The sequence below is a fragment of the Streptomyces sp. DT224 genome (assembly GCF_049844595.1).
Classification (GTDB): Bacteria; Actinomycetota; Actinomycetes; order Streptomycetales; family Streptomycetaceae; genus Streptomyces.
Genome location: NZ_JBNCLI010000002.1, coordinates 569,151 through 592,434, shown reverse-complemented (window position 1 = coordinate 592,434; position 23,284 = coordinate 569,151). Strand labels below are relative to the sequence as shown.

22 protein-coding genes are annotated in these 23,284 nt (G+C 73.0%); 14 read left to right on the top strand and 8 right to left on the bottom strand.

The features are described from left to right. Positions 1 to 8: 8 nt before the first annotated feature. A complete protein-coding gene (locus ACLQ2N_RS06340; RefSeq protein WP_425809903.1) occupies positions 9 to 1,559 on the bottom strand; it encodes a peptidoglycan-binding protein in 1,551 nt (516 codons plus the stop codon). A gap of 333 nt (positions 1,560 to 1,892) precedes the next feature. Here ACLQ2N_RS06340 and ACLQ2N_RS06335 point away from each other — a divergent pair, with 333 nt between their 5' ends. The 3 genes from ACLQ2N_RS06335 to ACLQ2N_RS06325 are packed head-to-tail and all read left to right on the top strand — an operon-like array spanning position 1,893 to position 4,300. After that, positions 1,893 to 2,126, top strand: a complete 234-nt coding sequence (locus tag ACLQ2N_RS06335) for a phosphopantetheine-binding protein (RefSeq protein ID WP_425809901.1) — start codon at positions 1,893 to 1,895, stop codon at positions 2,124 to 2,126. Then, a complete protein-coding gene (locus ACLQ2N_RS06330; RefSeq protein WP_425809899.1) occupies positions 2,123 to 3,367 on the top strand; it encodes a beta-ketoacyl-[acyl-carrier-protein] synthase family protein in 1,245 nt (414 codons plus the stop codon). The genes ACLQ2N_RS06335 and ACLQ2N_RS06330 overlap by 4 nt, the downstream gene beginning before the upstream one ends. Before the next feature lie 9 nt (positions 3,368 to 3,376). Beyond that, positions 3,377 to 4,300 carry an alpha/beta fold hydrolase gene (locus tag ACLQ2N_RS06325; protein WP_425809897.1) on the top strand — a complete coding sequence of 308 codons (924 nt, stop codon included), beginning with the start codon at positions 3,377 to 3,379 and terminating at the stop codon, positions 4,298 to 4,300. 24 nt (positions 4,301 to 4,324) lie between these two features. Here ACLQ2N_RS06325 and ACLQ2N_RS06320 read toward each other — a convergent pair whose 3' ends face one another. Next, positions 4,325 to 6,757, bottom strand: a complete 2,433-nt coding sequence (locus tag ACLQ2N_RS06320) for an endonuclease/exonuclease/phosphatase family protein (RefSeq protein ID WP_425809895.1) — start codon at positions 6,755 to 6,757, stop codon at positions 4,325 to 4,327. 338 nt (positions 6,758 to 7,095) lie between these two features. Here ACLQ2N_RS06320 and ACLQ2N_RS06315 point away from each other — a divergent pair, with 338 nt between their 5' ends. From ACLQ2N_RS06315 to ACLQ2N_RS06290, 6 genes are all read left to right on the top strand, one after another. Continuing rightward, positions 7,096 to 8,364, top strand: a complete 1,269-nt coding sequence (locus ACLQ2N_RS06315) for an ROK family transcriptional regulator (RefSeq protein ID WP_425809893.1) — start codon at positions 7,096 to 7,098, stop codon at positions 8,362 to 8,364. 333 nt (positions 8,365 to 8,697) lie between these two features. Then, positions 8,698 to 9,222 (top strand): flavin reductase family protein, encoded by a 525-nt coding sequence (locus tag ACLQ2N_RS06310; RefSeq protein ID WP_425809891.1) that lies wholly within the window; start codon positions 8,698 to 8,700, stop codon positions 9,220 to 9,222. Positions 9,223 to 9,256: 34 nt separating this feature from the next. Further along, the gene (locus ACLQ2N_RS06305; protein ID WP_425809889.1) at positions 9,257 to 10,324 is read left to right on the top strand and encodes an ABC transporter substrate-binding protein; all 1,068 of its coding nucleotides are present in this window, start codon (positions 9,257 to 9,259) and stop codon (positions 10,322 to 10,324) included. Continuing rightward, entirely contained in the window at positions 10,321 to 11,193 is an 873-nt protein-coding gene (locus tag ACLQ2N_RS06300; RefSeq protein WP_425809887.1) for an ABC transporter permease, read from the top strand. Before ACLQ2N_RS06305 ends, ACLQ2N_RS06300 begins: the two co-directional genes overlap by 4 nt. Beyond that, entirely contained in the window at positions 11,169 to 11,963 is a 795-nt protein-coding gene (locus tag ACLQ2N_RS06295) for an ABC transporter ATP-binding protein (protein ID WP_425809885.1), read from the top strand. The genes ACLQ2N_RS06300 and ACLQ2N_RS06295 overlap by 25 nt, the downstream gene beginning before the upstream one ends. Next, entirely contained in the window at positions 11,947 to 13,332 is a 1,386-nt protein-coding gene (locus ACLQ2N_RS06290) for an LLM class flavin-dependent oxidoreductase (RefSeq protein ID WP_425809883.1), read from the top strand. Before ACLQ2N_RS06295 ends, ACLQ2N_RS06290 begins: the two co-directional genes overlap by 17 nt. Before the next feature lie 54 nt (positions 13,333 to 13,386). Here the strand turns inward: ACLQ2N_RS06290 and ACLQ2N_RS06285 are convergent, their stop codons facing one another. Both ACLQ2N_RS06285 and ACLQ2N_RS06280 read right to left on the bottom strand, forming a co-directional pair. After that, complete coding sequence (locus tag ACLQ2N_RS06285) at positions 13,387 to 13,749, bottom strand: nuclear transport factor 2 family protein (protein WP_425809881.1); 363 nt, start codon at positions 13,747 to 13,749, stop codon at positions 13,387 to 13,389. A 121-nt stretch (positions 13,750 to 13,870) separates the two neighbouring features. Beyond that, on the bottom strand, positions 13,871 to 14,323 hold the full coding sequence (locus ACLQ2N_RS06280; RefSeq protein WP_425809879.1) for a DUF5709 domain-containing protein: 453 nt from the start codon (positions 14,321 to 14,323) through the stop codon (positions 13,871 to 13,873). A gap of 166 nt (positions 14,324 to 14,489) precedes the next feature. Here ACLQ2N_RS06280 and ACLQ2N_RS06275 point away from each other — a divergent pair, with 166 nt between their 5' ends. Together ACLQ2N_RS06275 and ACLQ2N_RS06270 are read left to right on the top strand one after the other, a co-directional pair. Further along, positions 14,490 to 14,720, top strand: coding sequence for a DUF6296 family protein (locus ACLQ2N_RS06275; protein ID WP_425809877.1), 231 nt, complete (start codon positions 14,490 to 14,492; stop codon positions 14,718 to 14,720). A gap of 213 nt (positions 14,721 to 14,933) precedes the next feature. Further along, the gene (locus ACLQ2N_RS06270; RefSeq protein ID WP_425809875.1) at positions 14,934 to 15,518 is read left to right on the top strand and encodes a TerD family protein; all 585 of its coding nucleotides are present in this window, start codon (positions 14,934 to 14,936) and stop codon (positions 15,516 to 15,518) included. Positions 15,519 to 15,634: 116 nt separating this feature from the next. On the opposite strand, the gene ACLQ2N_RS06265 is transcribed toward ACLQ2N_RS06270, so the two are convergent. Next, complete coding sequence (locus ACLQ2N_RS06265) at positions 15,635 to 16,513, bottom strand: DMT family transporter (protein ID WP_425809873.1); 879 nt, start codon at positions 16,511 to 16,513, stop codon at positions 15,635 to 15,637. Between the two features lie 137 nt (positions 16,514 to 16,650). Here ACLQ2N_RS06265 and ACLQ2N_RS06260 point away from each other — a divergent pair, with 137 nt between their 5' ends. Then, complete coding sequence (locus tag ACLQ2N_RS06260) at positions 16,651 to 17,796, top strand: winged helix DNA-binding domain-containing protein (RefSeq protein WP_425809871.1); 1,146 nt, start codon at positions 16,651 to 16,653, stop codon at positions 17,794 to 17,796. A gap of 58 nt (positions 17,797 to 17,854) precedes the next feature. Here the strand turns inward: ACLQ2N_RS06260 and ACLQ2N_RS06255 are convergent, their stop codons facing one another. Further along, the gene (locus ACLQ2N_RS06255) at positions 17,855 to 18,697 is read right to left on the bottom strand and encodes a response regulator transcription factor (protein ID WP_425809869.1); all 843 of its coding nucleotides are present in this window, start codon (positions 18,695 to 18,697) and stop codon (positions 17,855 to 17,857) included. A 136-nt stretch (positions 18,698 to 18,833) separates the two neighbouring features. Between ACLQ2N_RS06255 and ACLQ2N_RS06250 the strand changes: the two genes are divergently transcribed. Next, complete coding sequence (locus ACLQ2N_RS06250; RefSeq protein ID WP_425809867.1) at positions 18,834 to 20,510, top strand: AMP-binding protein; 1,677 nt, start codon at positions 18,834 to 18,836, stop codon at positions 20,508 to 20,510. Continuing rightward, on the top strand, positions 20,507 to 22,114 hold the full coding sequence (locus ACLQ2N_RS06245; RefSeq protein ID WP_425809865.1) for an AMP-binding protein: 1,608 nt from the start codon (positions 20,507 to 20,509) through the stop codon (positions 22,112 to 22,114). Before ACLQ2N_RS06250 ends, ACLQ2N_RS06245 begins: the two co-directional genes overlap by 4 nt. 6 nt (positions 22,115 to 22,120) lie before the next feature. Here the strand turns inward: ACLQ2N_RS06245 and ACLQ2N_RS06240 are convergent, their stop codons facing one another. Next, entirely contained in the window at positions 22,121 to 22,348 is a 228-nt protein-coding gene (locus ACLQ2N_RS06240) for a hypothetical protein (protein WP_425809863.1), read from the bottom strand. A gap of 153 nt (positions 22,349 to 22,501) precedes the next feature. Further along, positions 22,502 to 23,200 carry a hypothetical protein gene (locus ACLQ2N_RS06235; RefSeq protein ID WP_425809861.1) on the bottom strand — a complete coding sequence of 233 codons (699 nt, stop codon included), beginning with the start codon at positions 23,198 to 23,200 and terminating at the stop codon, positions 22,502 to 22,504. Positions 23,201 to 23,284: the final 84 nt, after the last annotated feature.

Here is a 23,284-nt window from a genome sequence, read left to right as displayed (position 1 = left end):
CCGCTCCGTCAGCGGCCCGCCTGGAGCGCCGCCCAGGTGGCGGAGCCCGCGATCCCGTCGGCCGTCAGGCCCCGCCCCGTCTGGTAGGAGCGCACCGCCGTCGCGGTCGCCGGGCCGAAGGTGCCGTCCGCGTCCACCGTCGAGCCCAGCGCCGCCGTCAGGGCCCGCTGGAGCCGCTTCACGTCCTCGCCCGTCGCGTCCTCGGCGAGCACGGGCGTGGTCCCGGCGGACAGCAGCGCCGTCCACGTCCTGGCGCCCACGACCCCGTCCGCGTCGAGGCCGTGCGCCGACTGGAACGACGTCACCGCCGCCGCCGTCGCCGTCCCGAAGGTGCCGTCCGCCTCGCCCGCCGCGTAACCCTGGTCGTTCAGCAGCCGCTGGAGGGCGGTGACCTGAGGCCCCGTGGAGCCGGACCGCTGGGTCGTGTACGTGGTGAAGCTCAGCCCGTCCCGGGTCTCGCCGCCCGTCCCGGTGCCGGTCACCAGCTCCATGTAGCGGTCCCAGTCCCAGTACGGGCCCGGGTCCGTGTGGTCGTTGCCCGGGGCCTCGCTGTGCCCGATGATGTGCGCCCGGTCCTTCGGGATGCCGTACCTGTCGCACAGCGATGCGGTCAGGGCGGCCGACGACCGGTACATCGCGTCCGTGAACCAGGTGGGGTCGTCGATGAAGCCCTCGTGCTCGATGCCCAGCGACGAGGCGTTGGCGCTGCGCGCGTGGTAGGCGGCGTCGGCGTCCCGCACCATCTGGGTGATCTGCCCGTCCGACGACCGCACCACGTAGTGCGCGCTCACCTCGGACACGGGGTCCTGGAACCAGCTGATCGAGCCCGCGTACGAGCCCTGGGTGACGTGGACGACGATCTTGTCGATCTTGGCGGTCCGGCCGGTGGTGTAGTTGTTCGGATCGGCCGGGACCCAGAGCGCGGCCGGGTAGTCGCCGCTGCGGGCACCGGAGTCCGCGGCCGCGACCCCGTCCCGCTCCGGGGAGACCGGCCGCCCGGTCACCGTGATCCGCTCGCCGTCCGGGGTGAGCGCGGCGAGCCCGTCGGCCAGGAAGGTGTAGACCGCGTCGGCGTAGAGCGCGGCGGCCGTGCCCCGCGTGCCGCTGTAGCGGGCGACGGCCGGGTACCAGGCGTCGATGTCGTCGCGGTCCCCGGCGTCGAGGCCCAGCCCGTCCGCGTAACCGCGCAGCAGCGCCGCGCCGCCCAGGATGTTGGCGGCGGTGTCGGTGCGCAGGGTGGCGACGGGTTCACCGGTGAGGGCGGCGGCCCGTTCCAGGGTGTGGTGCGTGGGGTTGCTGATCAGGTGCATCACGCCGAAGCCGCCCGCCTGGCTGGGGCGTCCGGCGTGGCCGTCGAGGCGGGTCTCGCCGTACCCGACGGCGGCGAGCAGATCGCGGGGTACGTCGAACGCCTCGGCGGCCCGCGTGAACGCCCGGTCCATGGGGTGCCCGGTGTCCGCCGCCGCGGGGGCCGGGGCGCCGGTCGCGGCGAGGACGGTGGCGGTGAGGGCCGCGAGGAGGGAGGCGCGGGTCCGGGTGCGGGCGGCGCGTGTGGGCATACCTGCTCCTGCTGTGTGGGGGAGAGCGGCCGACGGGGCCCGGCCGGCCGCGAAGCCTGCCCACGATAGAGAGCCACCGAAGGTAAGACAATCAGCCTGCGGGTGTGTCGAATCCTCTGCACTCCCGTGGAGTTGACGGCCCGTGAGCCCGCGCGCGCCGCGCGGGATTCGTACACCTGGACGGCAGCCCACCGCACGGGGGAACGCGGGCCGGACCCGTCGCCGCCAGGGCGTATAACAGAGAACTCCGGACCGGCCGGCGTCCCCGATGGCACTCACATCTCACGCGGCAAGGCGTCACCGCGTACGACAGCGGAGAAGTGCCCGATGAGCATGAGCACGGCAGACGAGATCAGCACCTTGCTGACGGCGAACTTCGGAACCGACCCCGTGGCGATCCGCCCCGACGTGCCGCTCAGGCAGCTCAGGCTGGACTCGCTGGCGCTGGAGGAGCTGCGGCTCCTCATCGAGGACCGCCTCGACGTCGATCTGGACGACGTCGAGCTCACCTCGCGCGACACCGTCGGCCAGCTGGTCGACGCCGTGCGCCGCAAGGCCGCCGCGTGACGGCCCCCCACCGGCTGCCGCCGTTCGCCGCGGCCGTCACCGGCATCGGCCTGGTCACCTCGGCGGGCGTCGGCGCCGAGGCAACCTGGCGCGCGGTGAACGACCCCGCGACCGCCCCCTGCGTGCCGCACCGGCCCGAACTGGCGGACCTCCCCTGCGACTTCATGTACAGCGTGGCCGGCCTCGACACCCGGGCCGTGCTCGGGGTCGCCGCACACCGGCTGATGGACCGCTTCTCCCACCTCGCCGTCATCGCCGCCCGCGAGGCCGTCGCCGACGCCGGCCTGGACCCCGCCGTCTGGGACAGCGGCCGGGTCGCCGTCGTCATCGGCTCCGCCCACGGCGGCCTGCCCTTCTACGACGAACAGCACACCGCCCTCACCGAACGCGGAGCCCGCCGCGTCTCGCCCAAGCTCGCCCCCCTCACCGTCGTCAACGGCGCCGCCAGCAGCGTCGCCACCGACCTCGGCGCCCACGGCCCCAGCCAGGCCGTCTCCACCGCCTGCTCCTCCGGCACCGTCGCCATCGGCACCGCCCACCAGATGCTACGCACCGGCGCCTGCGACATCGTGATCGCCGGCGGCGCCGAGTCCGTCTGCTCCCGGCTCCTGATCGCCAGCGCCTGCCGCCTCAAGGCCGTCTCCACCCGCCGCGACGACCCGCAGGCCGCCTGCCGCCCCTTCGACACCCACCGCGACGGCTTCGTCGTCGGCGAGGGCGCCGGACTGCTCGTCCTGGAACACCCCGCGCACGCCCGCGCCCGGGGCGCCGCCGTCCGCGCCCACGTCACCGGCTACGGCGCCTCCAGCGACGCCTACTCGGCCGTCGCCCCCGACCCCGACGGCATCGGCGTCGAACGCGCGCTGCGCACCGCCCTCGCGGACGCCGGGATCGACGCCGCCGCCGTCGGCCACGTCAACGCGCACGGCACCTCCACCGTCGCCAACGACCTGATCGAGACGGCCATGCTCCGCCGGGTCCTGGGCGAGCACCCCCTCGTCACCTCCACCAAGGCGATGACCGGCCACACCCTCGGCGCCGCCGGCGGCATCGAGACCGCGCTCACCGTCCTCGCCCTCCAGCACCAGCTCGTACCGCCCACCGTCAACCTCGACGCCCCCGACCCGGACATCCCGGTCGAGGTGGTGAGCAAGGAGGCCAGGCCCGCGGCGTTCGAAGCGGCCGTCAAGACCTCGCTCGGCTTCGGGGGCCACAACGCCGCCCTCGTCCTCACCAGGTGACCGAAGCCCATGACCGATGAAATCATCCGCGCCCTCACCGTGAACGGCCTCCGCTACCGCTACCGCGTCCTGCCGCAGCCCGCGCCCCGCACCGAGCCGGTCGTCGTGCTCGGCGGCGCCCTCCAGGGCATCCACGGCTGGCCGCAGATGGACGAGCACCTCGGCCCGCACGCCTCCGTGATCACCCTCGACCTGCCCGGCATGGGCGGCGCCGACCCGCTGCCGCCCGGCACCGGGGACGGCCTCCTGTCCGCCGCCGTCACGGGCGTCATGGACGACCTGGGTGCCGACCGGTTCAACCTCTTCGGCTTCTCCTACGGAACGTCCGTCGCCTTCGCCTGCGCCCGGCGCGACCCCGGCCGGATCGCCCGCCTGGTCCTCGGAGGCGTACCGTCGCACATCAGCGAGGCCCAGCGCGACGGCTGGGCCCTGGCCGTCGGCCGGCTGGACGCCGGGGACACGGAAGGGCTCGCCGCCCTGACCGCCGGGGCGCTGATGTGCCTGGATCCCGAGCGGCCGGTCCACCGGCGGGAGCTGGCCCTGCGCTACGTGCGCCGGTCCTTCACACACGCCCTCGCGCACTCCCCGCACGCGGAGCGCTCGCTGCGCCGGTCGCTGGAACACCGCCCGGACTTCTCCGGCGGGCTGGCCGGGGTCCCGGCGCTCGTCTTCGCCGGCGAGCACGACACCGTGACCTCGCCGCACCACCAGCGGGCCTTCGCGGCGACGATCGAGGGCAGCCGCTTCCTGACCATCGGCGAGTCGGACCACTGGGTCGTCCTGGAACGCCCCGACGACGTGGCGGACCTGGTGGCGCGCTTCGTCACCGACCGGCCGCTGGAGTCCGCGCCCGCGCTGCTGCCGCTCGCCGCGCTGCCGCGTCCGCGTACGGGCGCGGCAGCCCGCCACGCCGTGCCACGGGCGGGCGGCTGAGACCGCCCGCCCGTGGCGGACGGGTCAGTGGTGCCCGTGCCCGTTCCCGTGCTCGGGGGCGTTCACGTCGACGCGCACGATCTGCGGGTCGTGGTCGCTCGCCTGGTCGGCGAACTCCGCGTTGATGTGCACCACGTCGTAGTCGAAGCGGCGCACGCCCGGACTGGTCAGGATGTGGTCGAGGGTCTGCGAGTTGCCCTCGTACACATAGCTGTACTGCTCGTTATCCGGCAGCGTGGTGATCAGCGGCTTGAGCACCTCGCCGTCGGTCAGCGCGTCCACGGTGGGCGAGAACGCGAAGTCGTTGAGGTCGCCGAGGACGACGACCCGCGCCGACTTGTCCGCCGCGAGCAGCGACTTGACGAAGGTGTTGACCTCCTTCCCCTGCTGCACGCGCTTGGTCTCCGAGCTGCGCACCGGCTCCTGGTAGCGGCCGTGCAGGGGCTGGTCGCCACCCTTGGACGCGAAGTGGTTGCCGACGACGAAGACGGACCTCCCGTGGAAGCGGAACTCACCGACCAGCGGCTTGCGGCTGTCGTCCCAGGCCGCACTGGCCGGCGCGATCCGGCCCGGCGACACCGACAGCGCGACGCCCTTCCTCGTCCTCACGGCCGCGACCGGGGTGGTCGCGTCGCCGCCCGGACGGTCCACGAAGTCGACCCGCTTCGGATTGAAGAGGAAGACGTTGCGGATGTTGCCGCCGGGCTCACCGCCGTCCTTCCCGTCCTGCGGGGCGACATAGCGCCACGCGTAGTGCGGGCCGCCCGCCGCGACGATCGCGTCCGTGAACCGCTTCAGCGTGGCCTCGGAGCCGACCGTGCCGTCGTTGACCGCGCCGTTGTCGTCCTGGATCTCCTCCAGCGACACGATGTCGGGGGAGGAGAGGCTGACCGCGACGCCCTCGGCCAGGGTGTCGAACTTCGCCTGGTCGTCGAGCGCGTCGAGGTTCTCCACGTTGTACGTGGCGACCGCGAGCTCCTTGCCCTTCTGCTTGCGCGTGACCTCGCGCTTCAGGTGGTGGTCGATGACCTCGCCGAGCGCGGTGGCCTGGAGGTTGTAGCCGCCGTACGAGTCGTAGTCCAGGACGCCCGAGGTGGTGCCGACGAGCACGTCGCCCACGTTCGCGGTGGGCACGGGCGCGGCAGGGTCCAGCGACATGACCTTGATCCGGCCGGTGTTCTGGTCGGTGTACGAGGCGTAGAGCGTGCCGCCGCGCCGGGTCGGGTTCTGCTTCGGCTCGACCGTCACCCAGACCTCGTGGTACGCGGTCGTCGCGCCGGTCACGCGGGTGTCGGCGATCTCGACCCGGCTGCCCTCCAGGGACTCGTACAGGTCCAGCGCGTACGTCGACGGCTCCAGGGGCAGCGCGTCGATCGAGCCGCCGCCGGCCGAGGGCACGTACGTCTCGGGTACGGCGTTCGCGTCCAGCACCACCGGCGCGGGGAGCGCGTTGCCGGACGAGACGACCGTGACCTTCGGGGCGGTGATCTCGGTGACCGACTGGGTGGTGGACGACGGGTAGTACTCGTCCACGGTGCCGCTGACCAGCACCGAGTCGCCCACCTGGACGGCCGGGGCGGCGGAGCCGGTGTACACGAAGACGCCCTCACCGGTGCGCGGGTCGGCGTCCGGGGCGGTGTCCTGGATCCAGAAGCCGCGCGAACCCGAGGCGCGCACCGCGGTGACGACGCCGGGGACCCCGGTGACCGCCTTGCCGTCCAGCGGAGAGACCCGGGTGGTGCCCTGGATGTCGTGGACGCGCACGGTGCCGGGCTCGGTGGGGTTGCCCGGGCCGCCCGGGTCCTCGCCGCCGCCCGAGGTCTCACCGGCCGCGTTGACCGGGGAGGGGGCCGCCGCGGTCAGGTCGGCGGCGTTGTCGTCGGTGTCCGCCAGCGAGGCCGCGCGCGCCACGGAGGCGGTGGCCGAGGTGCCCTTCGCCGGTCCGCTGCCCTCCCGGACGACCGCGGTGCCGTAGCCGACCAGGTCCACGATCCGGGTGTCGGCCGCGCAGTCGGCGGCGGTCTTGCAGGTCAGCGGTGCCGTCCCGGAGACCAGGGCCACGGTGCCGCTCGTGGCGGACATGGCCACGTTGCCGGTCGCGTCCGGGGCCGGCAGGGCCACCGTGCCGCCGGTGCCCGCCGCCTCCGCGACGAGATAGCGGGCACCGGGCGCGACGGAACCGGTCAGCGCGGACACCTGCCACAGCGAGCCCGCCGACGGGGCGCCCGGCAGGTACTGGACGCTGAGCCCGTCGAGGCCGTACGCGGCCGAGCCGGCGTTGGCCAGCTCGATGAAGTCACGGGTCAGTGTCGCACCGGAGTTCCCGCCGCCCCCGTACACCTCGGAGATGACGGCGGTCGCGGACGGAGCGGCGAAGGCGGCGGGCAGCGCGGTCGCCGAGAGCGTCACGGCTACCGCACCGGCCAGCAGGGCGGAACGGGTGGTGGATATGCGCACGGAGAAGGCCCCTCAGAGTGTGGTGAGGGAGCACAAGCTATGCGCGTAGAACAGGCGATGACAAGGCATCAGGGGTGAATTCCGGAAAACGTTCGGTGACGCACGGAGCTGTCCAGGATGCGGCGATGGTTTGACCGGGTTGAGCCGGTCCGGCTACGTTGCGCGGCATGCAGCGATCCGCACACCTCACGACGCGGGGTCACATCGACCTCAAGCGGGTGTGCTCCGCCGTGTGTCACCGCGCCTGAGGCACCGCTCCCGAGGCCCCGCGCCCCGGCCCCGTGCCTCCGCCGAGCAGACACCGCGCCCATCGCCGCCCCCGAGGTCTGGAAGACACGGTGAAGAGTCTCTCCGCCCCCGTCCGCCGCCCCCACGAGACCCGCACCACCCCGCCGCGCCGCGCCGACATACCGGCGCACGTGCCGGGCCGCCGCCCGACCGGCACCGGTTCGGTCCTCGGTGCGATCCTCGACCACGGCCCCGTCGCCAGGTCCACGGTCGCCCGCCTCACCGGCCTCTCGCCCGCCTCCGTCAGCGGTCACGTCGGCCGGCTGCTCGCCCGCGGACTGGTCCGGGAGAGCGCCGAGACCGCGGGCCCCAAGGGGCTCGGCCGGCCGCACATCCCCGTCGAGATCGACACCGGACGCTATCTGGTGGCCGGGGCCCACATCGCCGTCGCCCACTCCACCCTCTCGCTGATGGACCTGCGCGGCCGGGTCGTCGCCGAGGACCGCCGGCCCCACGGCACCACCGACCCTCACCGCCTCCTCGCCCAACTCGCCGCCCGGCTGCCCCCGTTGGTGGCCGCCCACGCCGGCGGGCGCACTGTCCTCGCTCTCGGCCTGGCCACCGGGCACCGCGTCGACCCGGTCGACGGGGTGATCGTGGCGCATCCGCAGCTCGGCTGGCACGACGTTCCGGCCCGCGACCTGCTCGCCGCCGCGACCGGACTGCCCGTCCACGTGGACAGCCACTCCCGCGCCCTGGCCCGGGCCGAGCAGCTGTTCGGCCAGGAGTCGACCCGGGCCAGTGCCGTCCTGCTCTTCGTCGGCGCGGTCGTGGACGCCGCCTTCGCCACCGACGGCACCCTGCACCGGGGACCGCGCTCCGGCGCGGGCAGCGTCGCCCATCTGCCCCTGGGCGCCGGGGGGTCGGGCGGTGCGGAGCCGTGCTCCTGCGGGCGGTCCGGCTGCCTCCAGTCGGAGGTCTCGGAGCGGGCCATGGTGCGGCGCGCCGCCGCCCAGGGGCTGGTGACCGGGTCCTTCCCGGAGCTGCTCGACCGGGCGCTGGCGGGGGACGCCCGGGCGGTGGCGCTGTTCCGCCGGCGGGCCCGGCTGGTCGGGCGGGCGGCGGCGCTCCTCCTCGACATGTTCGACCCGGAGGTGCTGGTCGTGGTCGAGCCGGGGGCCGGGCGGATGCCGGAGTGCCTCGCCGATCTGCGGGCGGAGGTGGCCGAGCGGTCCGTGGTGTGCGACGACCCCGAGCGGGCCGTGGTGCCGAGCAGCTTCACCGGGTCGGTCCTGGCCGTGGCGGGTGCGGCGGTGGCGCTCGGCTCGCTGTACACGGACCCGCTGGGCCCCTGGCCGGCGCTGCCCGCGGTGTCCTGACACCGAAGCCGCCGCCCCTCTCCCTCATCCGATTTAATTCAGTCAGTTGCATTGTTGACCGGCCGTGAAGGCCCACGGGAAGATGGTTTCATGACCAGCCGACAGCGGAATGCAGCGAAAGCGTCCTCGGTGACGCCGCCCTTCCGCTCGTCCGCGCCCGCGGCGATGTGCGCCTGTCGCGGGCGCTGTCCGGGTCTTCGGTAAACACCCGCTGATATCCGGCGGACGTTCCGCACGTCCGTGCGTGCCTCGCCGTGCGTATGCACGCCCTCGCGCGATTCACCGCTGCCTTTTCGTGCTGTCCTTTTCGGCTTTCCACCTCCGGGAGACACGTTGACCGTCACTGTGCCCTCGTACGCGGCCCAGGCCGCCGCCCCCGCCCCGGCGGGGATCGCCCCCGACCGCTTCCGGCAGGCGTTCCGCCGCTACCCCGCCGGGGTCGTCGTCATCACCACCGACTCCGGCCGCGGCCCGGTCGGCTTCACCGCGACCTCGCTCACCTCGCTCTCGCTCGACCCGCCGCTCGTCTCGTTCGGCATCGGCACCACCACCTCGTCCTGGCCGCACTTCGAGCACGCCCGTACGGCCGTCGTGCACTTCGTCGGCGCCGAACAGCAGTCCCTGGCCGCCACCTTCGCCACCAGCGGCATCGACCGCTTCGCCGCCCCCACGCGCTGGCACCGCCTGAGCGGCGGCGAGCCCCTGCTCGACGGAGTGGCCGGCCACCTGCGGGTGGAGACCGAGCAGATCGTGCCGGCCGGTGACCACCGCATCGTCGTGGCCCGGGTGGTGGACGCCCAGCTCGACGAGGGCCGCAGCCCGCTGCTCTTCCACGACGGCGCCTACCTCTCCCTCTGACCACCCCGACATCACGGATCAGGAAGAATCACGCATGCCACGCGACACCACACCCCCGACGGTCGGCCGCCGCTCGTTCCTCGCCCTCACCGGGGGAGCGCTCATCGGGACCCTCGCCGCCTGCTCGCCTCGGGCCGACGCGGCGGCCGGCACCGAACCGTCCGGAGAACTGCCCTCCGGGGCACCACCGCCGGGGACGGAACTCTCCATAGCCGTCCGTACGACCAAACTCCAGCTCGCCCCCGCCGGCCTCGAAAAGGAACTCCCTTTCCGGGTGTCGCAGTGGCCCAATCTCAACGCGGGCCCCGATATCATCCAGGGCTTCCGGGCGCACTCCATCGACCTCGCCGTGAACGCCGGAATTCCGCCGATCCAGGCCCATGCCATCGGCGTCGGCGCGAAGATCGTCGCGGTGCAGGTACGGAACAGTCCGTTGTACGCGTTCGCCACCAAAGCCGGCTCCGACATCCGCTCCGCCGCCCATTTCCGGGGCCGCCGGATCGGCTTCTCGCAGGGGCAGGCGCAGGGCGTCGTCGTCCTGCGGGCACTGAAGCAGGCGGGCATCGACACCGACGACGTCGAGCTGGTCGCCCTGCCCAGCACCCAGTTCCTCACCGCCCTCCAGTCCGGGCAGGTCGACATCGCCCCGCTGGGTGAGCCCACCCTCACCAAGTACCTCGCCCAGTACGGCAAGGACGGGGCGCGCGCCGTGAAGACCGACGTGGTGGACCTGCTCACGGTGCTCTGGGCGCCCAACGAGGTGCTGAACGACCGCGCCAAGGCCGCCGCCGTCCGCAGCTTCGTCCCGCTGTGGGCCAGGGGCCAGGTCTGGGCCTGGGAGAACACCGACCGGTGGATCGACACCTACTACGTGAAGGACCAGGGCGTCTCCCGGGCGGACGGCAAACGCATCGTCGCCTCGCTCGACAAGCCGCTCTTCCCGGCCTCCTGGGACGAGGCCATCGCCTGGGAGCAGGAGACCGCCGACCTGCTCGCCGCCGGCGGATTCGTACCGGAGCAGGACGCCACCGAGCTGTTCGACCGCCGCTTCGAAGGGCTGGCGGCCGAGGCCGTACCCGCCCGGTACCGGGAGAAGTCATGACCGAGCTGCTGACGCACACCCCCCGCACCGCCCCGCCGGTGAACACGGCGGACGCCCCCGCGAAGACACCGCCGGCCGCGCCGTCGGGCACGCGCAGGCGGCTGGGCCCCGGCCGGGCCGTCCCGTTCGGGCGGCTCATCGGCCCGGTCCTGGTCGTCGCGGTGTGGTGGGCCGCCTCCGCCACCGGCTATCTGGACCCCCGGATACTCTCCGGCCCCGGCACGGTTCTCTCCACCGCGTCCGACCTCGTCGCCGGCGGCCGGCTCCAGGACAACGTCCTCATCTCCCTCCAGCGCGCCGGGCTCGGCCTCTTCTTCGGGGTGACCACCGGAGTCCTCCTGGCCGTCGCCGCCGGGCTGAGCAGGACCGGCGAATACCTTCTCGACGGACCGCTCCAGATCAAGCGCGCGATCCCCTCCCTGGCCATGCTCCCGCTGCTGATCCTCTGGCTCGGCATCGGCGAGCAGATGAAGGTCACCGTCATCGCGCTCGGCGTCGCGGTGAACATGTACATCAACACGTACGCCTCACTCACCGGCATCGACAGCCGCTACGTCGAACTCGCCGAAGGACTCGACCTGAGCCGGGCGCAGTTCATCCGCAAGGTGGTCGTCCCCGGCTCGCTGCCCGGATTCTTCGTCGGACTGCGCCTCGGGGTCACCGCGTCCTGGCTCGGCCTGATCGTGGTCGAGCAGGTCAACGCCACCAGCGGCATCGGCTACATGATGTTCCAGGCCCAGCAGTACGCCCAGTCCGACGTGATCATCGTGGGCCTGGTGGCCTACGGGATCTTCGGCTACGCATCGGACGCGGCCGTACGCGCCGCCGAGAGGAAGGCCCTGTCATGGCGACGCACCCTGGCGGGCTGACCGCCCCCGGCGCGACGGCTGCCGCCCCGCGCCCCGCCGTCCGCACCAGGAATCTGGTCCGCCGCTTCGGCGACCGGGACATCCTCAAGGAGCTCGACCTCACCGTCGGCGCGGGCGAGTTCACCGCACTGCTCGGGCGCAGCGGCTCCGGCAAGTCGACCTTGCTGCGGGCCGTCGCCCGCCTCGACCACAGCGTCGAGGGCTCCGGAGAACTCACCGTCCCCGACCGGGTCTCGCTCTCCTTCCAGGACTCCCGGCTGCTGCCCTGGCTCCGGCTCATCGACAACGTCACCCTCGGTCTGCGCGGCCCGAAAGCCCGCGAACGCGGCCTCACCGCCCTGGCCGAGGTCGGCCTCGGGGGCCGCGACCGCTCCTGGCCGCACGAGCTGTCCGGCGGCGAACAGCAGCGCGCCGCCCTCGCCCGCGCCCTGGTCCGTGAACCCGAACTCCTGCTGGCCGACGAGCCGTTCGGCGCCCTGGACGCGCTCACCCGGATCAAGATGCACGACCTGCTGCGCGAACTCTACGAACGCCACCGCCCCGCGGTGCTCCTGGTCACCCACGACGTGGACGAGGCCGTCGAGCTCGCCGACCGGGTCCTCGTCCTGGAGGACGGCCGGATCTCCGTCGACCTCACCGTCGATCTCCCGGCCCCGCGCTCCCGCCGCGACCCCCGCTTCCAGGAATACCGCGACACCCTCCTCACCGCCCTCGGGGTCGCGCAGCCGCCCCTCACCGCAGCGAAGGACTCCCATGACCCGCACGCCTGACCGCAAGCAGCTCCACCTCAACGCCTTCCTCATGTCGACCGGCCACCACGAGGCGTCCTGGCGGCTGCCCGGCAGCCCGGCCGACGCGAACTCCGACATCGAGCACTACAAGAACCTCGCGCGGATCGCCGAACGCGGCCGCCTCGACTCGGTCTTCCTCGCCGACAGCCCGGTCCTGATGGGCGACCCCGGCCGGCGTCCCGCGGCCAAGCTGGAGCCGACGGTCCTGCTCACCGCCCTCGCCGGCGCCACCCGGCACATCGGCCTCATCGCCACCGCGTCCACCAGCTACAACGAGCCGTACAACCTGGCCCGCAGGTTCGCCTCGCTGGACCACGTGTCGGGCGGCCGGGCCGGCTGGAACATCGTCACCACCGCGGGCGCCGACGCGGCCCGCAACTTCGGCCTGGACGACACCCCGCTGCACCGCGACCGCTACCGGCGCGCCGGTGAGTTCGTCGAGGTGTCCACCAAGCTCTGGGACAGCTGGGCCGACGACGCGGTCGTCGCCGACAAGGAGCGCGGGGTGCACGCCCTGGCCGAGCGGGTGCGGCAGATCGGGCACCGGGGCGAGTTCTTCCGCGTCGACGGACCGCTCAACGTCCAACGACCGCCGCAGGGCTACCCGTTGCTCGTGCAGGCCGGCTCCAGCGAGGACGGCAAGGACTTCGCCGCCCGGTACGCGGAGGCGGTGTTCACCGCCCAGCAGACGCTGGAGGAGGGCATCGCGTTCTACAAGGACGTCAAGGAGCGCGCCGTCGCCGCCGGCCGCAACCCCGACGGCATCAAGATCCTGCCCGGCATCGTGCCGGTCATCGCGGACACCGAGGCCGAGGCGCTGGCACTCGACGCCGAACTGGACGGCCTCATCGTCCCCGAGTACGCCAAGCGGCAGCTCGCCCGCCAGCTGAGGATCGCCCCGGACGACCTGCACCTGGACGAGGAACTGCCCGAGGACATCCCCACCGAGGACGAGATCGAGGGCGCCAAGAGCCGCTACACGCTCGTCGTGGAGCTGGCCCGGCGCGAGCGGCTGACCGTACGGCAGCTCATCGGGCGGCTCGGCGGCGGGCGCGGCCACCGTACCTTCGCCGGGACCGCCGAACAGGTCGCGGACACCATCGAGCACTGGTACGACAGCGGGGCTGCCGACGGCTTCAACATCATGCCGGCCGTCCTCCCGTCCGGCCTGGAGCTCTTCGTGGACCGGGTGGTGCCGATCCTCCAGGAACGCGGGCTCTTCCGCACCGAGTACACCGCGAGCACCCTGCGCGGCCACTACGGACTGCCGCGCCCCGCCAACCGCCTCTTCGACGCCCCGGTGCGCGACGCGGACGGGTACGGCATCGGTCTCGCGCAGACCGGCTGAGGGGGCGCGGTGCGGGGGCGGGCGGCGGCGCCCGCCCCCGCACCGCCCGGTCGGTCAGACCGCCGGCACCCGGTCCAGGAAGCCGCTGACCGAGGCGATCCGGCCGTCCTCGGCGAGCGTGGCCACGTCGGAGCCGGCGACGGGCGCCGAGCCGTCGGGCGCGACCAGTTCCCACCCGAAGCGGATCAGCGCGTGGTGCCCGTCCACCGCACCGGCCGGGCGGAACGTGAACCCGGGGAACTGCTGCCGCACTCCGCCGATGGCGGCCGCCAGCTGCTCGTGCCCCCGTACGTCGACCAGCGGGTCGGTGTACGCGGCGTCGTCGGTGAACGCGGCGGCGACGGCCTTCTCCAGCTCCTCGGGCCCGGCGTTCCAGGCGGCGAGGTAGCGCTGTACGGCGTCGTCGTAGGCGGTCATCGTGGATCCCTCCCGTAGGGCTTCCGGCCGGCGGGCCGGGAGCGCTGTGCTCGTGAGGAACACGATGTCCGACGGCGCGCGGGGCGTCGATTACCTCCGGGGTAAGGCGGGACGGGCCCGGCTACGCCTCGTCCGCGATGACGTGCACGGCGGCCTCCTCGGCGGAGGCGGCGGCACCGTCGATCCCGACGTCCTCGCCCGCCGTGCTGTCCGGCTCGTCGATGCCCAGGTCCCGGGTGAGCCGCCCGGCGCGTACGGTGCCGACCTCGCGGTCCCAGGGCTCGCCGTCCCCGTCCACGACATCGCCCACCCCGTCACCGGGCGGGCCGCCGTCCTCGGGCCGCTCGCGCGCGAGCCGGCTCTCCAGGGACTCGCCCCGGTGCTGCTCGGCGGCGGTGGTGCCCAGGTCCTCCACGGCGTAGGGGCGCTCGGGAGGCGAGTAGCCCCGGTCCAGGACGTCCTCCACGTCCGGGTCGTCCAAGGTCTCCTCCGTGTCGAGCTGCTCGACCGGATCGGATGCCTCCGACTCTTGCTGGGGCTGATAGACGTCGTCGCCCAGAGCGGCCTCGTCCATGGCGTTTCCCTTCCCGCGGCGGGGCTCTCCTTCAGCATAGGCAGCCCCCGTCCGGACCCGCAGGGCGCGCGCATCTGCATCCCGTACGGGTGTGCGCGACCATGGGCTGTGCAGGGCGGGCACGCTCCGAGGAGCCTGCCCGGAAACGGTCGTCTGGAGAGCCGTCATGGAATATCCGGAGAGCTACGAGCTCGTCTTCCAGTCCGCGGCAGTGGAGGACGACGCCGTCACCGTCCACCGGACGGCACAGAGCGGTGCGGGCGGGCATCCCGTCTACGAGGACGACACCGGCATCGTCCGCGCCGAGATCAGTGATCACGCGGAGGTGCGCATGCTCGCCAGCGGCGGTCACCAGCACCTGGGGACACCGAGGGTGGTGCGCGAGGAAGCCGCCTGAACCGGCTGACAACCGACGCCCGGTCCCTGCCCCGGCCCGGGCGTCCTCCGCATGCCCGTATCACGGGGAAACGTGCCCGTACATCATGCCGAGGCAGGACATTCTGGTCGGGCCCCTCCCACACTTGGTCGAAATTTTGCCCCTGGTGAGGGGTAGCGGGGAGGCACCAGGCAGACTCACCCTGTAGGAATCTCGCCACGAAGAGGATCACGCATGATCACGTTGAAGAAGGAAGACGGCCCGGCGGACCTGGACGGGGTGACCCACCTCTCCATCGGCGTCTCCTGGGACCCCACCGTCGGCAGCAGTGGCGGGCTGTTGGGGAAGCTCAAGCAGAAGAAGGGCACCGACCTCGACCTGATCGCCATCGCGATGCAGGGCGCGGACCCGGTGCGGCTGGCCGGCCTGGACTCCCTGGACCCGCTGGGCAACGGCTCGCTGGTGCACAGCGGTGACAACCAGACCGGCAAGGGCGAGGGCGACGACGAGACGGTGACCGTCGACTTCGCCAAGGTCCCCTCGAACGTCACGGCGATCGTCTTCGTCGCCGCCGCGTACAAGAAGGGCAGCTCCTTCCAGAGCGCGCGCAACGTGAGCATCAAGGTGTACGACGCCACGGGCGGCAGCAGCCAGCAGGTCGCCGACATCTGGCCGTCCCTGCTCACCAGCGACAACGGCTGCGCGGTGGCGAAGGCCATGCGCGTCGGCGCCGGATGGAAGCTCCAGGTGATCAACGAGACCGGCAAGATCAAGCAGGGCGACGAGCACGCCCTGATGCGTTTCGCGATCAGCAAGTAGGACGTGCAGGGGAGGTTCTGTCGGTCAGGGCCGGTCAGGCCGCGCCAGGCGTCGCGGACCCGGCCCCGGCCGGCGGAACACCCCCTGAGGGCCGGCCCCGGTCCGCGCGCGCCCGGTCAGTCGACCCGGCGCGCGCGGGCCGGGGCCGCCGGGTTCCCGGCGGCCAGCGGCGACCGCGCCAGCTCCACGCACCCCGCCGCGATCAGGCCCAGGGCCAGCAGCTCGGGCAGCACCCACCAGCCGGTGCGCACCTCCTCGCCGAACAGGGTCACCCCGTACAGGACGCTGATCAGGGCGTCGCCCAGTGTCAGACACGGCTGCACGGCGACGAGCGTGCCCGCCTGAAGGGCGTTCTGGAGGAGGAACAGCGCGCCGACCCCCGCCACCGCCGTGGCGTACAGCTGCCAGGAGCTGAACAGCGCCCCGGCACCGCCCGCGTCGAGCCGCGCCATCGCGTCCTTCATCAGCGCGGCGGTCAGCGCGTAACCGACGGCGGCGGCCGTGGCCAGCAGGGCGGCCCGGAGATTGCCCCGGGTGGCCAGCGCGGCCGCGATCAGCAGCGCCTCGCACACGCCCGTCAGGATCAGCGCCGGCACCCACGCCGCCCCGTGCACGGAGTCGCTGCCGCCGCCCGGCGCGGCCGTCGCCATCCCGAGGGCCAGCCCCGCCGTCACCGCGGCGACCCCGAGCCAGACCGTCCGGGGTACCCGCACCCGCATCATGAGACCGGCCAGGAGCAGGGTCGCCGGAAGCTCGATCACGAAGATCGGCTGCACCACGGCGATCGGTCCCGTGGCCAGCGCGACGGCCTGGCAGACGGCGGCGACGATCACCAGGGCGATCCCCGCGAGCCACACCTTCTGCCGCAGCAGATGGCCGATGAGCGACACCCGCATGGCCTCGGTCTGCGGCACGTCGAGGGCGGCCCGGCGCTGGAGTACGGAGGCGGAGCCGTTGCTGAGGGCGGTCAGGACGGCGAACAGGACGGCGATCACGGGACCATGATGCGGGCGACCCGGCCCCGAGCCCGGCTTCGCCGGATGACGGCATGGCGGCCCCGGAAGGTCTTCGGTGACCCGAAGGGCTCGTAAAGAGGACCGAATCCGGCCTATTGGCCGCGTAGCGTGCCGTCATGGCCGTGAAGAAGAAGACCTCAGCCGGTGCCGTTCCCGTTCCCGTGCTCACGCCCAGGGCCCTCGGCCGGGCGACCCTGGACCGCCAGCTCCTGCTGCGCCGGACCGCGATGAGCGCGAAGGACGCCGTCACCCACCTCGTCGGCCTCCAGGCGCAGAACACCAAGCCGCCGTACTACCAGCTCCTGGCCCGGCTCCACGGCTTCCGGCCGGCCGAACTGTCCGCGCTGATGGAGTCCCGCGAGGTCGTCCGCATCGTCTCCCTGCGCTCGACCATCCACACCCACACCGCCGACGACGCCCTCACCCTGCGGCCCCTGGTGCAGGCGGCCCGTGACCGGGAGCTCGGCATCTTCCGCAAAGGGCTCACGGGCGTGGACCTGGACCGCCTGCGCGAGCTGAGCAGGGCGTACGTCGAGGAGACGCCCCGCACCCCGAAGGAGATCCGCACACGGCTGCTCACCGAGTGGCCCGAAGCGGACCCGCAGGCCCTGAGCACCGCCGCCCGCTGTCTGCTGCCCCTGGTCCAGGTCACCCCGCGCGGTCTCTGGGGCGTGAGCGGCGGCGTCGCGCTCACCACCGTCGAGCACTGGCTCGGCCGCTCGGCCGGCTCGGCCCCCGACATCGAGGACGCCGCGCTGCGCTACCTCGGCGCGTTCGGCCCCGCCTCGGTGAAGGACATGCAGACCTGGGCCGGGCTGACCCGCCTGAAAGAGGTCTTCGAGCGGCTGCGACCCCGGCTCGTCACCTTCCGCGACGAGCACGGCGTCGAACTCTTCGACCTGCCCGACGCCCCGCGTCCTGCCGAGGACACCCCCGCCCCGCCCCGCTTCCTGCCCGAGTTCGACAACGTCCTGCTCGGCCACGCCGACCGCACCCGGGTCATCCCGGCTCCCCTCAGGGGCCTCAACGGGGTCGGCAACCAGACCTACGGCAGCGTGCTGGTGGACGGGTTCTTCGCGGCGGTCTGGCGGCTGGACACCCCGCGCGACGCCCCGGCCGCCGTCACCGTGCAGGAGGTGCGCCCGCTGACCGCCGCCGAGCGCGACGCTCTGGCAAAGGAGGCGGCGGGCCTGATCGCGGCGATGACCCCGGCCACCGAGCACGATGTCCGCTTCGGCCGGTTCGTGGACCTGGGCCGCTGACACGTTCGCGGCGGCGGCGGGGAGAGCCTGCGCGGGCTTGCGGCCCCGAGGCGCGCCCCTACGGCAGCAGCCCCGCCCGCCGGGCCGCCACCACCGCCTCCAGCCGGGTGTGGGCCCCCAGCCGTCGCATCGCGGACCGCAGATAGCCCTTCACCGTCTCCGGCCGCAGCCCCAGCCGGTCCGCCGCCACCGCGTTCGTGGCGCCCGCCGCCACGCACGCCAGCACATCGATCTCGCGCGGCGCGAGCCGGACCTCGCGCGCACCCGGCTCCCGGGCGCCCGTAGCCGAGGCCAGCCGCCCGCACACCGCGAGCAGCTCGTCCCGCAGCACCGGGTCCAGCACCTTCGGCATCAGGGCACGCAGCTCGCGGTGCGCCTCCCGGACGTCCTCCCAGGCTCCCGCCGCCCCGGGAGCGGCGTCCGGCTCCGGGCGGCTCGCCGCCAGCAGCCGCCGCGCCTCGTCCCGGACCACCAGCGCCTGCTCCACGTCCCGGGCCGCGGCCACCGCCGCGTCGAACGTGCGGTCCCCGAGTGCCAGCGGCTCACGCAACGCCCCATACAGCACACCCCGCACCTCGCGTCGCACCACGAGGGGGACGGCGACCACCGAGCGCAGGCCCTCGGCCGCGACGGCCGTGTCGTACTCGTGGCTGATGTGGCGCGAGGAGCGGTAGTCGGTCACCGCGCACGGCCTCGACAGGGCGATGGACTTGCCGCCCAGGCCACTGCCCGACGAGATCACGAGCCCCCGCAGCGCCCCCGTGCGCGCCCCGCTCACCTCGGCGATCCTGGCGTGGCGGCTGTCGGAGAGCAGCCCGCCGAAAGCCACGGGCAGCCCGCTCGTCCGGCGCAGCCGCAGCAGCGCCGCTTGCATCTCGACCGCGTCGACGGATTCCGGCACCCTGCCGCCTCTCTGCCCGGCCCCCGAGGGAATGACGGCCCCGCGACACCCCCGTCCGGGGGTGGTGAGACCTGGGTCACTGTTTACATCATGTGAGGAGCCAAAGGACCGGCCGGGTCGGTAAAGAGGAGGGCACATGCCGGAAACGAGTGCGACGGAGACGTTCCGGGCGGCCCGGGACTTCCTGCTCCGGCACCGCGAGGACTACACCGCCGCCTACGAGGGCTTCCGCTGGCCCCGCGACGACCACTTCAACTGGGCGCTCGACTGGTTCGACGTCATCGCCCGGGACAACGACCGCACCGCCCTGCACATCGTGGAGGAGGACGGCGGCCGCACCGAGGTGTCGTTCGCCGAGATGTCCGCCCGCTCCGACCGGGCCGCGAACTGGCTGCGCGCCCAGGGCGTACGCGAGGGGCACCGCATCCTCGTCATGCTCGGCAACCAGGTCGAGCTGTGGGAGACCGCGCTGGCCGCGATGAAGCTGCGCGCCGTCGTCATCCCGGCGACCCCGCTCCTCGGACCCGCCGACCTGCGCGACCGGGTCGAGCGAGGCCGGGTCCGGCACGTCCTGGTCCGGGACACCGACACCGCCAAGTTCGACGAGGTGCCCGGCCGCTACACCCGGATCTGCGTCGGCGCCCCGGCCGAGGGCTGGCTCGACTACGCGGAGGCCGCCGAGGCCCCGCGCACCTTCACGCCGGACCGTGAGACCGACGCGGACGAACCGCTGATGCTCTACTTCACCTCCGGCACGACCGCCAGCCCCAAGCTGGTCGAGCACACCCATGTCTCGTACCCCGTGGGCCACTTGGCGACGATGTACTGGATCGGGCTCAAACCCGGCGACGTCCACCTCAACATCTCCTCGCCCGGCTGGGCCAAGCACGCCTGGTCCAATCTCTTCGCCCCGTGGAGCGCCGAGGCGACCGTCTTCATCTTCAACTACACCCGCTTCGACGCCGGCCGCCTGATGGCCGAGATGGACCGCTCCGGCATCACGAGCTTCTGCGCCCCGCCCACCGTGTGGCGCATGCTCATCCAGGCGGACCTGACTCAGCTGAAGACCCCGCCGCGCGAGGTCGTCGCGGCCGGCGAACCGCTGAATCCCGAGGTCATCGAGGCGGTCCGGCGCGCCTGGGGCGTCACCATCCGGGACGGCTTCGGCCAGACGGAGACCGCCGTCCAGGTCGCCAACACCCCCGGTCAGGCCCTCAAACCCGGCTCGATGGGACGGCCCAGCCCCGGCTTCCGCGTGGTCCTGCTCGACCCGGTGAGCGGGGAGCCCGGCGCGCTCGAAGGTGAGATCTCGCTCGACCTGTCGGCGCACCCCGTGGGCCTGATGACCGGCTACCACGGGGACCCGGAGCGCACGGCCGAGGCGATGGCCGGCGGCTACTACCGCACCGGCGACATCGGCTCCCGCGACGAGGACGGCTACATCACGTACATCGGGCGCCGAGATGACGTTTTCAAGTCCTCCGACTACAAGGTCTCCCCATTCGAGCTGGAGAGCGCCCTGCTGGAGCACGAGGCGGTGGTCGAGGCCGCCGTCGTCCCGGCCCCCGACGAGGTCCGGCTCTCCGTCCCGAAGGCGTACGTGGTGCTCGCCGAGGGCTGGGAGCCCGGGCCCGACACCGCCAAGGTGCTCTTCGCCCACTCCCGGTCCGTGCTCGCCCCCTACAAGCGGATCCGGCGGCTGGAGTTCGCGGAGCTGCCCAAGACCGTCTCCGGCAAGATCCGCCGGATCGAACTGCGTGAGCGCACCGCCCAGGGCGGTGGCACCGAGTACGCCGAGGGGGACCTGGCATGACCGAGCTCTCCTACGCGCACGGCACGGGCACGACCGCCCTGCTCGGCGACACCATCGGCCGCAACCTGGACCGGGCCGTCGCCTCCTGGCCGGACCGCGAGGCGCTGGTCGACGTACCCTCCGGACGGCGCTGGACGTACGCGGAGTTCGGTGCGGCCGTGGACGAACTGGCGCGGGCCCTGATGGCGTCGGGCGTGGCCAAGGGCGACCGGGTCGGCATCTGGGCGGTCAACTGCCCCGAGTGGGTGCTCGTCCAGTACGCCACCGCCCGCATCGGCGCGATCATGGTGAACATCAACCCCGCCTACCGGGCGCACGAGTTGGAGTACGTGCTGCAGCAGGCCGGGGTCACCCTGCTGGCCGCTTCCCTCGCGCACCGCACCAGTGACTACCGGGCGCTGGTCGACGAGGTCCGGGCCGACTGCCCCGACCTGCGAGCGGTGCACTACATCGGCGACGGGTCCTGGGACGAACTGCTGTCGTCAGCTCCAAGGGTGACGGCCGATCAGCTCGCCGCGCGCGAGGCCGAGCTGTCCTGCGACGACCCGATCAACATCCAGTACACCTCCGGCACCACCGGCTTCCCCAAGGGGGCGACACTCTCTCACCACAACATCCTCAACAACGGCTACTTCGTAGGAGAGTTGGTCGCCTACACCGAGCAGGACCGGGTCTGCCTGCCGGTGCCCTTCTATCACTGCTTCGGCATGGTGATGGGCAACCTCGGCATCACCTCGCACGGCGCCTGCATCGTGATCCCCGGCCCCTCGTTCGAACCGGCCGCCGTGCTGGGCGCCGTGCAGCAGGAGCGCTGCACCTCGCTGTACGGGGTGCCGACGATGTTCATCGCCGAGCTGAACCTGCCGGACTTCGCCTCGTACGACCTGTCCTCGCTGCGCACCGGGATCATGGCCGGGTCGCCGTGCCCGGTCGAGGTGATGAAGCGGGTGGTGGCCGAGATGCACATGGAGGAGGTGTCCATCTGCTACGGCATGACGGAGACCTCCCCGGTCTCCACGCAGACCCGTCGCGACGACGACCTGGAACGCCGCACCGGAACCGTGGGCCGCGTCATGCCGCACATCGAGGTCAAGGTCATCGACCCGGCGACGGGAGTGACCCTGGAGCGCGGCCGGTCGGGTGAGCTGTGCACCCGGGGCTACAGCGTGATGCTCGGCTACTGGGACCAGCCCGAGCGGACCGCCGAGGCCATCGACGCGGGGCGCTGGATGCACACCGGCGACCTCGCGGTGATGCGTGAGGACGGCTACGTACAGATCGTCGGCCGCATCAAGGACGTGATCATCCGGGGCGGCGAGAACGTCTACCCGCGCGAGATCGAGGAGTTCCTGTACCGCCACCCGAAGATCGCCGATGTCCAGGTGGTCGGCGTGCCCGACGAGCGGTACGGGGAAGAGGTACTGGCCTGCGTCATTCCCACGGACCCGGCCGACCCGCCGGCCCTGGAGGACGTACGGGCCTTCTGCGACGGGATGTTGGCGCACTACAAGGTGCCGCGCCTGCTCCAGATCCTGGAGACCTTCCCGATGACGGTCAGCGGCAAGGTCCGCAAGATCGAACTGCGGGAGAACTACCGGAGGTAGCCCGCGTCAGGCGGCCTCGATGACGTCCCCCGCCGACGTCCCACGCGTCGCGGCCGCCCACTCGATGAGCAGCACCTCGTACGCGGCGGACTCCACGGGGGACCACTCCTGCCCTGCGCGGGCGTCCACGAACGCCCGGATCGCCTCATTGGCCTCCAGGGCTGCGCGGCCCGAGAGCGCGGGGGCGTGCGCGGGCGTGTCCGAGGGTGGTGAAGTCCGTGGAGTTAAGACCATGCGCTCCACTGTAGGGCCCGCCACTGACAACGAACCGCCCATCGGGGGCCGTTGGCCAGAACGTGACGGATCACACGCAGGGTGGCCGGGCGGTTTCTGTGAGGCACGGCACTCCGGCCGGTCTCCGTGTCCGAAAACGTGGGGTGCGCGCGGTCAGGCCCCGGTGCTGACGAGTTCGTCGGCCGCTCCGTTCACCGGCTGCGGAGTGCCCGTGAGGTCCAGGACGAACAGCGGAACGCCCAGGGTGTCCGCACGCTTCCGGGCCTCCGGGGTGTAGCCCGCGAGCGAGAACAGGACCCCGCGCACGGAGCCGTTGAGCGCGTTGAGCCACAGGCACTCGACGTCCCGCGGCCCGGTCGGCCGGGTCGTGGAGTCCACTTCGGCGATCAGCCCGGCCGCCCGCAGGTCGATCCGGGACGCCGGCCGGTTCACCGGGTGCGTCACGTCCCGGAAGCCGAGCCAGGCGAGATAGAGCGCCGCCGCCGCGACCGCGTCCCGCGCGGTACGGATGGTCAGCGGGCGGAACGCCGGACGCGGCGCCGCGGCCGTGCGCGGCAGCGGTATGTGCGCGGGCCGGACCGCCCCGGCGGCCGCCACCGGCCGCACCGGCACCCGCAGCACCGCGCCGCACGGGCAGCACACCTCGGGCTGCGGCCACTGGTCGTGCCGCCCGCAGCCCCGGCAGCGCACGGTCACCCAGTCGTCGTTCCAAGTGCGGTGGGTGATCGGGACGACGGGCGCGCCGCGCAGCAGCGGGGGGGCCGTCGGCTCCCCGCACGGGCACGGGTAGGCGGGAGCCGTGTACGCGTGGTCGCGGCGGCAGGCCGGGCACCGTACCGGCACTGACTCCACCGTGTGCTCCTTCCGTCCCGCTTCCGTAATCCGTCCATGCTCCCCCAGGAGCCCGCCGCCGGGTGGGGAATCGGCCCACTTGGC

What these genes read in the sequence shown, in the direction of transcription:
- ACLQ2N_RS06340 (WP_425809903.1), bottom strand. Translation starts at nt 1,559, where the DNA reads ATGCCCACACGCGCCGCCCGCACCCGGACCCGCGCCTCCCTCCTCGCG.
- ACLQ2N_RS06335 (WP_425809901.1), top strand. Translation starts at nt 1,893, where the DNA reads ATGAGCACGGCAGACGAGATCAGCACCTTGCTGACGGCGAACTTCGGA.
- ACLQ2N_RS06325 (WP_425809897.1), top strand. Translation starts at nt 3,377, where the DNA reads ATGACCGATGAAATCATCCGCGCCCTCACCGTGAACGGCCTCCGCTAC.
- ACLQ2N_RS06305 (WP_425809889.1), top strand. Translation starts at nt 9,257, where the DNA reads ATGCCACGCGACACCACACCCCCGACGGTCGGCCGCCGCTCGTTCCTC.
- ACLQ2N_RS06300 (WP_425809887.1), top strand. Translation starts at nt 10,321, where the DNA reads ATGACCGAGCTGCTGACGCACACCCCCCGCACCGCCCCGCCGGTGAAC.
- ACLQ2N_RS06295 (WP_425809885.1), top strand. Translation starts at nt 11,169, where the DNA reads ATGGCGACGCACCCTGGCGGGCTGACCGCCCCCGGCGCGACGGCTGCC.
- ACLQ2N_RS06290 (WP_425809883.1), top strand. Translation starts at nt 11,947, where the DNA reads ATGACCCGCACGCCTGACCGCAAGCAGCTCCACCTCAACGCCTTCCTC.
- ACLQ2N_RS06285 (WP_425809881.1), bottom strand. Translation starts at nt 13,749, where the DNA reads ATGACCGCCTACGACGACGCCGTACAGCGCTACCTCGCCGCCTGGAAC.
- ACLQ2N_RS06280 (WP_425809879.1), bottom strand. Translation starts at nt 14,323, where the DNA reads ATGGACGAGGCCGCTCTGGGCGACGACGTCTATCAGCCCCAGCAAGAG.
- ACLQ2N_RS06275 (WP_425809877.1), top strand. Translation starts at nt 14,490, where the DNA reads ATGGAATATCCGGAGAGCTACGAGCTCGTCTTCCAGTCCGCGGCAGTG.
- ACLQ2N_RS06270 (WP_425809875.1), top strand. Translation starts at nt 14,934, where the DNA reads ATGATCACGTTGAAGAAGGAAGACGGCCCGGCGGACCTGGACGGGGTG.
- ACLQ2N_RS06260 (WP_425809871.1), top strand. Translation starts at nt 16,651, where the DNA reads ATGGCCGTGAAGAAGAAGACCTCAGCCGGTGCCGTTCCCGTTCCCGTG.
- ACLQ2N_RS06250 (WP_425809867.1), top strand. Translation starts at nt 18,834, where the DNA reads ATGCCGGAAACGAGTGCGACGGAGACGTTCCGGGCGGCCCGGGACTTC.
- ACLQ2N_RS06245 (WP_425809865.1), top strand. Translation starts at nt 20,507, where the DNA reads ATGACCGAGCTCTCCTACGCGCACGGCACGGGCACGACCGCCCTGCTC.
- ACLQ2N_RS06240 (WP_425809863.1), bottom strand. Translation starts at nt 22,348, where the DNA reads ATGGTCTTAACTCCACGGACTTCACCACCCTCGGACACGCCCGCGCAC.